We start from the raw sequence: 8,891 nt of genomic DNA, 5'->3' as shown, positions 1-8,891 counted from the left end.
TCAGCGGGCAGGTCCTCCTGGGTTGCCAGAGCACTGAGTTCAGCATCCAGTTCCATGGAACGCAGGGTAAGCCTCGGCCCTGGAAGACCACGTCCCAAACCGATCTACAGTCGCAGCCGGAGCCCGGCACATCGCGAAGGTCGGATCGGTCCGCCACTCGCCCACGTCACGCCACCCCACCGCCGAGTCTGATCGGAGCCAATCATGCCCGAGCGGACCGACATCGGTGCCGACGCGCAACGTTCGCACGGTGGCCGACGGGGCGGAACTGTCTTCATTCGCGGGCGGGCCGTTCGACGTGCGTGCGGCGATGGCCGCCATCCGGGCAGAGGCCGAGGACGGATTCCTGCTCGACGAAGTCCCCTGGGAGAACTTCCCACGGGGGGACCACGTCAGGGAGGCCGTTCACCTGCTGCACACCGGCGACTCGCCCGTTCGCACCGGAACGGGCGTTGTGAGCGGCATGTGCGGCAACGACATGAGGGCCGCCGCCGTGCTCGCCGTACCGTTCCTGATCCGGATCTCCGCCGAGCCCCGCCACCCTCACCGTGTCGACGCGCTTGCCGAAGTCTCCTCCCCGGCCCGCGCCCGCTACTTCGGCGTCGCCTCCCGCGACGAACTGCTGCTCCACCGCGGCGACATCCAGTACGACGACCTCTATGACGACTACGGCGTCGAGGTGACCGGCTATCCGGCGGGCTGGTCGGTCGCTGCCGCCCGGGCAGCGATCACTGCCGACACCGCCCTCCTGCAGCCCCTTCTCGGCGACCCCGACCCGGCAATCCGGATCCGCGCCGCCTACGCACTGGCCGCCGCCACCGACCCCGACTGCGCGGTCCGTGCCGCCTTCCGCACCCGGCTCGCCGCCGAGCAGGACCCGATCGTCCGCGCCGCCCTGGTCCTCGCCGCCGCCGAAGTCACCCGCACGCACCCCCACCCGCCCAGCACCGCGTGGATGCAAGAGCGGTGGGAGGATCGGACACAGGCGCCCGAGGTCCGGCTGGCCGCCGCGATCGGCTGGCTCTGCCTCACCGACGACCCCGTCCCCGACGACCTGCGCGCCGCCGTCGACGGTCTCGCCACCGACAAGTGCGCCCACGCCATGAACGTCCTGCCCTGGATGGCAGCCGCCGGCGAATCCGGCGAGACGGGACTGCGACACTGCGTCCGAAAGATGCTCCACCCTGAACGGCCCGATCCGGTGGGGTGCGACGACCCGTGGGCCCCGCGTCACTGACCCCGGTCCTCCGGAGTACCTGGAGTTCCGGTGCGCTTTCCCCGCGCTGGCCCCACACCATGCCCGCAGCCGCCCGGGCCGCCAGGGACGGCGATACCCTCGCCGACCGACTTCGGGTGGATCGGCGGAAGCAGGCACGGTTCTGCGGTGAATCCCCTCCCCCGGTGGAGTGAGACGCCCGATCGCAGCTCGATCGGTGCACTGCTGAGCCGGTATCACCAGGTTCATGATCACAAACGTCCGGCGTGGCCTCATGGCCGCTGCCCTCGCCTTCGCCGTACTCGCACCCGCCTCCCCCGCCCAGGCCGACGAAGTCACCCTCATCGACGGCATCACCGCACTGCCGGTCGCGGACGAGATCCGCGACGGCTACAAGCGGGAGCTGTACCCGCACTGGAAGGACGACGACAAGAACGGCTGCACCGCGCGGAACGACGTCCTGATCGCCGAGGCGATCGACCACATGGTCCCGCTCGCAGAAGTCCACGACAGCGGCGGCTACGGCTGGACCACCGAACGCCGCCGCCGCTACGCCAACGACCTCGGCTCCGACGTCACCCTCGTCGGGGTCACCGCCCGCTCCAACCGGCAGAAGTCCGACCAGGACCCGGCAACGTGGATGCCGATGCCCGCGGTCCACTGCCGCTACCTCGGCGAATGGGTGGCCACCAAGCACCGCTGGGGCCTCGCCGTCGACCCGGCCGAGCGCAAGGCACTCCTGCGGTACGCGGCCGACTGCCCCAACGCCCGCATCACATACGACCCCGCCGCCTGACCCCGCCGGGCCCGATAGACGTGTGCCTTCGGCCGAGGCCCCGAATGCTCGATGCTGCCGGCCGGGGCGGTCACCGGCGACGTGTGACGGCTGCCGGGCCTGCCCCCAGCCGACAGCGCCACGGGGCTGGGAGCTGCCGTCCAGTGCGGCGGCTCCCCGCAACCACAATTCCAACGTCTCCCCAGTGGAGCCTCCGGTTGACGCGCTGGGTGAGCAATCGGAACCCACCCAGTCAGCGGGCGAGCCGATGCCAGAGCCTCGCCCGGGCTCCGGCTGGTCGCTGGAGTCCCGTGGCGAGTAACAGATCGGTGTCTGCCATTTGAGAGGTCAGCCGCCTTCGTTACGTTGACGTGGCAAAAGTGCTGGCGGGAGTGTGCCTCGACCGCCGAGATCCTCGGGGGACCTGTGGTCACGCCACCGACACTGACCAATGTTCGGATACCGCGCTACGCGCGCCGCTGTGCAGGTCGGGTGCTTGTGCCGCTGCTATCGCTGGGGATCTTCTCCTGGGTGCCGTTTGTCTGGTCGGCGGTACGCCAGCGTTCCCTTTCGGATGCCGTTCTCGCGGGGGTCTTCTTCGTAGCAGTGGTCTGCACGATGGCATACAGCTACGGCGGGGGGAGCGGCGTTGCCATCTGGACCGTACTGCTGACGTTGATGCTTGGGGGCGGCGTGCTGGCTGGGGTCCGTACGCCACGCACTGAGAACGTCCGCACCCACGGCAAGCCGGCTGCGGTCTGGCTGATCACCGTTCTGACGTTGGTCTACTACGTCACGGCCAGCGCTCTCGCACCGAGCGAGCCACCAACCCGGGACAAGCCCACGCCGCCGGCCGCATCGCCCGCCCCTTCTCAGCCCTCTGAGCCCGGGCCCGCCGTAGGGGTGACCGAGTCCATCACAACACCGGACGTCCCAGAAGCGACGAGGGCATACGAACCCGAAACCCCATCAACTGCGGAAGAGGAGGAAGCGGAGACGGACGACGACGGGGCGCGCGATCAAGACCTCCACGGCCAGGTGGGCATCCAGTTCGGTCAGGCCTGCTCCCCCGTGGGCGCACTCGCCATCACCGAGGACGGACGTCCCGCCAAGTGCTTCATGGGCAGGGACGGCCGGGCCCGATGGGGCTATGACTCGAACCGTGGCTAGCGTGTGGTCAGGGACTCCCAACGGCGGGTTCCTCTCTGCGGCGCTTTGGCGACATCCACCGCACGTGGTCAGTACCGCACACGGGCTTGCTTGCCGGTGCTTTGACGGGAGAATCTGTCTATGCATGTCGTTGGCGTGGATATCGGCTCGGTGAAGACACCGTCCAGGTTCGCCTGGGCAGTGGTCGACTGCGAAGAGCGCGCCGTGCTCTCCTACGGGGACGACCCGGAGGGGGCTGTTCAGGCTCTGGCGCAGTCGTTGGCAGAGGACGGACGTGCGGTGCTCGCTGTGGAAGCGCCCATGGCCGTCCCAGTCCCGGATCCGACCAACGATGAGTGGCAGTGGCTGGGGCGAGCCCGCACCGGGGAGGGCAACCGGCCCTGGTCGGCTGGTGCCGGCGCCGGAGCGCTGGCCACCGGTATAGCCCAGACCGCTTGGATGCTTTCCCGTCTGCATGCCCTCGCTCCGCGAACGACCGCAACCACTCAGTCTCAGCGGTTCGCCGCAGGGGAAGCCGACCTCCTTCTGACCGAGGCTTTCGTTTCCGCGAGCGGCAAACCTGTAGCGGCAGAGGCTGCTCAGCACGCTGCCGACGCCGAAGCTGCGGCCCGCGCAACGCTGACCTATCTCACTGACGGTCCAGACGGCTTCCCTCCCGTCACGTGCTCACCCCGACGCGCTCTCAATCTCCTTGCCATGCTTGCCGACTGGGCCGATATTCCGGTGCCGCGTGACGAGCGGCACCTGGATCCCTTGGTCATCCGTGCGCAGCCAACTAAGTGAGCCGCCTGGTAGGCAACATCGCCTCCGGCAGAGCCGACCCAAGGCGATCGGTGGTGCACCCCGGTGAAGATCGAAAGGGAGCGGTTGGGGGTCGCTATTGAACGTAGCTATCCGCTATCGAGTTACCGCCGTGCGCGGTAGCAGCGTGCTGAGCAACTGAGTTGTTTCCGCCTCCATGTCCACCCCGCCGCCGAGGCCTTCGTTGATGCGGGCCAGCCGGGCCGCGGCATCGCGGAGCGCGTCCCTGTCGCCAGCGGCATGGTGGGCCAGGAACACCTGCCGGTGGAGGAGTTCGTTCTCCTCGGCAGCGATAAGGCCTTGGTCTGCGGCCCAGAGCGCGCCGGTGTGGTCGGCGGCCAGCGCGGCGTCCTTGGGTGTGGCGGGTGACGGGCCGGGGTTCTCGTCGAAGGCATCGAGCTCGGCCGGCGGCCACGCGTGCCCGCCGGCACGGACGAGGCGGGCGATGCCTTCGTCGATCCTCCGGGCCCGGGCGGGGACCAGGGTCATGGTCAGCCCGGCGTCGTCGATGTGGTCGGCGAGGTCGTCGCCCGCACCCTGCCGGAAGCGACCGTCCCCACCCGGCCACCACCGCGTACGAGCTTTACGACCAGCTCGGACGACGACCGCGCCATCGCGATCGAAGCGGTCACCGACCGCGCACGCTACGGCCCCGCCACCCTCGCCAAACAGGCCAGCTCGGGAGCACCGGCGTGAATACGCTCCTGCTTGCACTGCTGCGGCTGCCGATGAGCATCGCAGGCTTTCGTAAGAGCGCCCAAGCTCAGCTCGCGTTCGCCGTCGGGCTTACGGCTCAGCCCTCCGGAGCCGCAGAGGGCCGGGGCCCGGTGCTTCCCGTGAGCTCCTGGTAGGCATCCATCACGTCACCCAGGTGCAAGGTGGTGATCTCGTCCTGCGACGGAACTCCGGAGTTGCCGTGCCGGTCGAAGACGCGTAGGTCCCGCGCCGCGGCGGCCTTCCGCACCAGTTCGCGCGCGAAGCGGCCGTTGCCGAGTCGGTCGATCATGCCTCGGGTGACGGCCAGGTCGCATGACATGCGCAGCGCGTTCGCCGCCTCCTCGGTGAGCCGATCACCCTGGGATTCGAGGAACGACTCCGCGATCAGCACCAGGTCGTCGGTCGCGTAGGCGGGGAAGTCCACCCGGGTGTTGAAGCGGGAAGCGAGACCTGGATTGCTGGACAGGAGCTCTGCGATCTCGTCCGGGTACCCGGCCAGGACCACGACCAGGCGGCTTCTGTCGTCCTCGGCACGCTTGAGAAGTACCTGCAGCGCTTCCTTCCCGAAGGCGTCACCGCCTGAGTAGCCGGTGTTGGACAGCGCGTACGCCTCGTCGATGAAGAGCACTCCGTCGAGCGCCCGGTCGATGGCCTGGGACGTCTTGATCGCCGTCTCGCCGAGGTGCTGTCCCACGAGGTCGACGCGCTGCACCTCGACGACATGGCCCCGCTCCAGCAGGCCGAGTCCGGCGAAGACGTTGCCGACGACGCGGGCGACCGTGGTCTTGCCCGTGCCGGGCGGTCCGGCGAACACCAGATGTTGGGGGGCAGGCGCCGCGGTCAGGCCCTGGTTCCTGCGCACTGCCGCCATCCGCAGCTGGGCTGACATGCTCCGCACCTGACGTTTCACCGGGGCCAGACCGACCATTCCGTCCAGTTCGGCCATCGCCTCGTCCAGCAACGTCGAACGCTCCTCGTCGCTCAAGGTGCCGACGGAGGCGTTCCCGCGCTGTTCCCGCATAGTCGGGGCGGCCTGGGCCGGCACAAGTGCGGCCCGCGGGGTCAACGCCTTGGCGCGCTGGGCCACATCGCCCAGGCCGGGGCTGTACCGGAACGCCGTCTGGAAGTGCTTCAGCGCCTCCTCGGCGCGGCCGAGCTGCTCCTCGGCGCGGCCGCGCAGATAGGCGGCTTCGCCGAGGAAGCCGGCGCTGTCGCCGAGCGCTTGCGGGAGCGGTTTCAATACGTTGAGCGCCTCGTGGGAAACGCCCTGTGCAATGAGGCTGGCCGCGACGTAGAGCTGCGACTCGTCCCGTAGGAAGGACTCCCGAATCCCTTCGGCGAATGTAAGCAGAAGGGGCCAGTCCCTCTTCAGGACGGCGTACCGTGCGCAGACGAACCGAGTCTCGTCGCAGTCGAGCATGGCCTGGGAGAGCATGTCCCACGCCTGGTCGGGCAGGCCGTCGTCCAGGAATTTCGCCGCTCGCGCGAGCCACAGGTCGCGGTGCGTCTCCAGGCGGAAGTTCACGTAGCCCCCGATCTGGAACCGGGAGGACAAGGGGGTCTGGAGATTCCTTCGCATGGCGCCGAAGTCCTGGGCCTGACCGTGCATGGCCTCGACCGCCCGACCCTGGAGCTGTCCGACAGCGTGAAGCCCCAACCAGGCATCGGCCGCGAGCGGATTGTGCTCGACGGCCACGCGGAAGGACTCGGCGGCCGCAGCCCGGTTGCCCAGCCTCAGCTGCGCAACCCCTTGAAGCCATGCCTGTTCGCACTTCTTGATCGAACGCCCTGATACTGACGGCCCCTGCACCGAGATCTCCCTGCTGTCGTCTGATGATCCAGTATCCGCCCGCACGGAGTCCACGAGCTGATGTCGGTGCATGGGGGCGGAACTCCGCCGGATCCAGGCGGACTCCGGAAAGCTGTCCCTGCACAAGCTCGAAGATGTCGCTGGCCGCTGCGAGTCCGACCGGGTGCTGCTCCCCCATTCGACGCTGCACGCCCCCTCAAAGGAAAGCGACTTCTGGGCGCTGCGAGCCTTCCTCACCGCCTGTCAGGCCACCGGGCCCCTCTCCGAACAGCTCCTGGACGCCCGCGACCACATCGCCACCGGCTCGGAACCAGCGCCTCGACAAACACTGGCGCCGCCATCCCTGCCGGGCCCCCGAGCTGGGGCAGGTCCGCCTCGGCCAGGCCGGGTACATCCGGAACAGGCCCGGCGGGCCCCACATGTGACTGGTACACCAATAGCTCCACGCTGAAGCACCGGGCCTTCGCTGGTAGCTACACGCTTCAGGGACTCAGGCGGCGAGGGCTGCTGCACCGAACACCATGCGGAAGTCGTGGGCCCGGCGGGTGGAGACCCGGACCCCGGCTCCGCCGAAATGAGGACGAGCGTGGGATGTAGGTGAATCTCAGCCGGGGTGAGGACCTTCTTGTCGCCGAACACGTAGTAGAGCGGTGCAGGTGCGTGAGCGGCGGTGAACAGGAGCCCGGCATTCAGGGTGGCGGCACTGATGGCATAGCGGTCGGTGTGAGTGCTAGGGGTCCTAGTCAAGGTGTCGCGCCCACATCAGGAGCGATGCGAGGGTCACGGCTGCTTGGTCTCCCGTGCGGGCGGCGACAGGCCGAGGGACGTGGACCCTCAGGCCGCAGCCGTGCAGAACACGCACGCCTCCCAGAACGGCAGCGCGTCCAGGACCCGGTGGCGTACGCACGAGGCCATCGCTGCCTCGTCCAGCCCGGGCAGGACACCGGTGTCGGCCGTCACGGTCGCAGGATCGAACTCCTCCACCATCGCCCGGTACATGCGCAGGTACCCCTCGGCCCGGGGCGGCTCGTACGTGAGTTCCTCCCACCGGTGGCGGGACAGCGCCAGATCGAGGACGCGTAGCAGGAAGTCCTTGGCTGCGGCTCGCTCCTGCGGGGTGTCCCCCCAGTCGAGCTCCGCCAGGCCGAAGCCAACCACCCCACGCCCCATCACGTTCTGGTCCTGGAGCGTCAGCAGGGCGGCGAAGCGGAAGTCCCACGGCCTGTGGGCCAGCGCGGACACGGCGAGCATCAGCACGTCCACGAACACCGCCGTGCCGCCGTTGGTCATCTCCAGGTACCGACCGTCACCGCCTTCAAAGACGTTCATGTCGCCAGAGTAAGGAGAAGGAGGGAGGTCACATCCTGCGCTTCGTGTTCAGACATCGACCTGACGAAACACTGGTGTCCGGCCCGGGGGCGCCTCCCAGCGGTAGCTGGGGAGGGACTGTGACGAGAGCCTCGTGGGCGGGCCGGTCCACCAGGTGGACTGGCGGGTGTCCGGGCGGCGTGCGGAGACCGCAGGCGCCGTTTTCACGCTCCGCCGCGCAGCCGGTGCAGGTGAGTCCGTTGCCCGGCGGGACGGTGTACCGGCCGCGCTCGTGATCGGCTAAGGCGGGCCCGGCCAGCGCGGCGAAGGCGTGATGTTCGGTCGCCAGCGGCACGGTCGTGTCAGCACAGAGGATGCTGGGACCGCACCGGTCTTGGTCATTTTTGGCGCGATTGCCGAAGTCTCTGGGTTGACCTGGCCGAGGAGGCAGGAGCGCCCGGCGTTTTTCATCGGCCAGCTGGGTCGGGACCAAGCAGTCAGTGCTTCAGTCTCTTGAGAAAACCCCAGGTCAAAGACCACTGGTGGGCATATCAGCGACTGAAGCGACTCAGTTTCGGAACTGTGCTCACGCGACACGGGCAGCCTTTTTTGGCCGTTGTTCGTCTTCTCTGTGTCCCACTCGCATCGGCCCGCAGTGCTCATGCCGGTTTCGGCGTCGGGGTCGAGCAGCTTGGCTGTGAGGGGCTGGACTCTGAGGAGCGACCTTGCAGAGTTGAGTCGCTTGCTTGAGTCGCTCTATGAAACAGCAGGTCAGACGGCATTGCAGGGTCCATACAGCGACTGAAGCGACTCAACTTCCGGTATATGAGGGCATTCCTGTGTGCGCGTGTGCGTCATATATAGGCAGCTTCAGTCGCTTCAGTCGCTGTGAAGAGAAGCCCAGGCTGCTGACCTGCTACTTCTCCGAGAGCGAGTCACAGCGACTGAAGCGACTGAGTCGCTCTGCTCTTCCCTTGAGTCGCTTCACGCCTCACCTGCGGGTCGAAGGGCGACACGCTGAGCTTGTTCCGCTTTGGCGGACACCTTTGGTGTGGTGGTCAGGCCGCGAGGGTGGTCTCGTATTCGGCGGGGCT

Annotated in this window: 8 protein-coding genes; 5 read left to right on the top strand and 3 right to left on the bottom strand. The window is 68.2% G+C overall.

What is annotated here, in order from left to right; translation table 11 throughout:
- The first annotated feature begins 250 nt into the window (after positions 1–250).
- The 4 genes from AB8A24_RS42325 to AB8A24_RS42310 all read left to right on the top strand — a co-directional run bounded on the left by AB8A24_RS42325 (position 251) and on the right by AB8A24_RS42310 (position 3,944).
- Entirely contained in the window at positions 251–1,237 is a 987-nt protein-coding gene (locus tag AB8A24_RS42325; protein ID WP_369479163.1) for a hypothetical protein, read from the top strand.
- Positions 1,238–1,463: 226 nt separating this feature from the next.
- A complete protein-coding gene (locus tag AB8A24_RS42320; RefSeq protein ID WP_369479162.1) occupies positions 1,464–2,012 on the top strand; it encodes an HNH endonuclease family protein in 549 nt (182 codons plus the stop codon).
- A gap of 471 nt (positions 2,013–2,483) precedes the next feature.
- Complete coding sequence (locus AB8A24_RS42315; RefSeq protein WP_369479161.1) at positions 2,484–3,161, top strand: hypothetical protein; 678 nt, start codon at positions 2,484–2,486, stop codon at positions 3,159–3,161.
- 120 nt (positions 3,162–3,281) lie between these two features.
- On the top strand, positions 3,282–3,944 hold the full coding sequence (locus AB8A24_RS42310; protein WP_369479160.1) for a hypothetical protein: 663 nt from the start codon (positions 3,282–3,284) through the stop codon (positions 3,942–3,944).
- 114 nt (positions 3,945–4,058) lie between these two features.
- Here AB8A24_RS42310 and AB8A24_RS42305 read toward each other — a convergent pair whose 3' ends face one another.
- Positions 4,059–4,451 carry a hypothetical protein gene (locus AB8A24_RS42305; RefSeq protein WP_369479159.1) on the bottom strand — a complete coding sequence of 131 codons (393 nt, stop codon included), beginning with the start codon at positions 4,449–4,451 and terminating at the stop codon, positions 4,059–4,061.
- A 21-nt stretch (positions 4,452–4,472) separates the two neighbouring features.
- Between AB8A24_RS42305 and AB8A24_RS42300 the strand changes: the two genes are divergently transcribed.
- Entirely contained in the window at positions 4,473–4,658 is a 186-nt protein-coding gene (locus AB8A24_RS42300) for a hypothetical protein (protein WP_369479158.1), read from the top strand.
- 97 nt (positions 4,659–4,755) lie between these two features.
- Here the strand turns inward: AB8A24_RS42300 and AB8A24_RS42295 are convergent, their stop codons facing one another.
- Both AB8A24_RS42295 and AB8A24_RS42290 read right to left on the bottom strand, forming a co-directional pair.
- On the bottom strand, positions 4,756–6,489 hold the full coding sequence (locus AB8A24_RS42295) for an AAA family ATPase (protein ID WP_369479157.1): 1,734 nt from the start codon (positions 6,487–6,489) through the stop codon (positions 4,756–4,758).
- Positions 6,490–7,323: 834 nt separating this feature from the next.
- The gene (locus AB8A24_RS42290) at positions 7,324–7,818 is read right to left on the bottom strand and encodes a hypothetical protein (RefSeq protein ID WP_369479156.1); all 495 of its coding nucleotides are present in this window, start codon (positions 7,816–7,818) and stop codon (positions 7,324–7,326) included.
- Between the last annotated feature and the right edge of the window lie 1,073 nt (positions 7,819–8,891).

This window comes from Streptomyces sp. BF23-19, assembly GCF_041106355.1.
Classification (GTDB): domain Bacteria; phylum Actinomycetota; class Actinomycetes; order Streptomycetales; family Streptomycetaceae; genus Streptomyces; species Streptomyces virginiae_A.
This window is presented reverse-complemented; position numbering and strand designations above follow the sequence as displayed.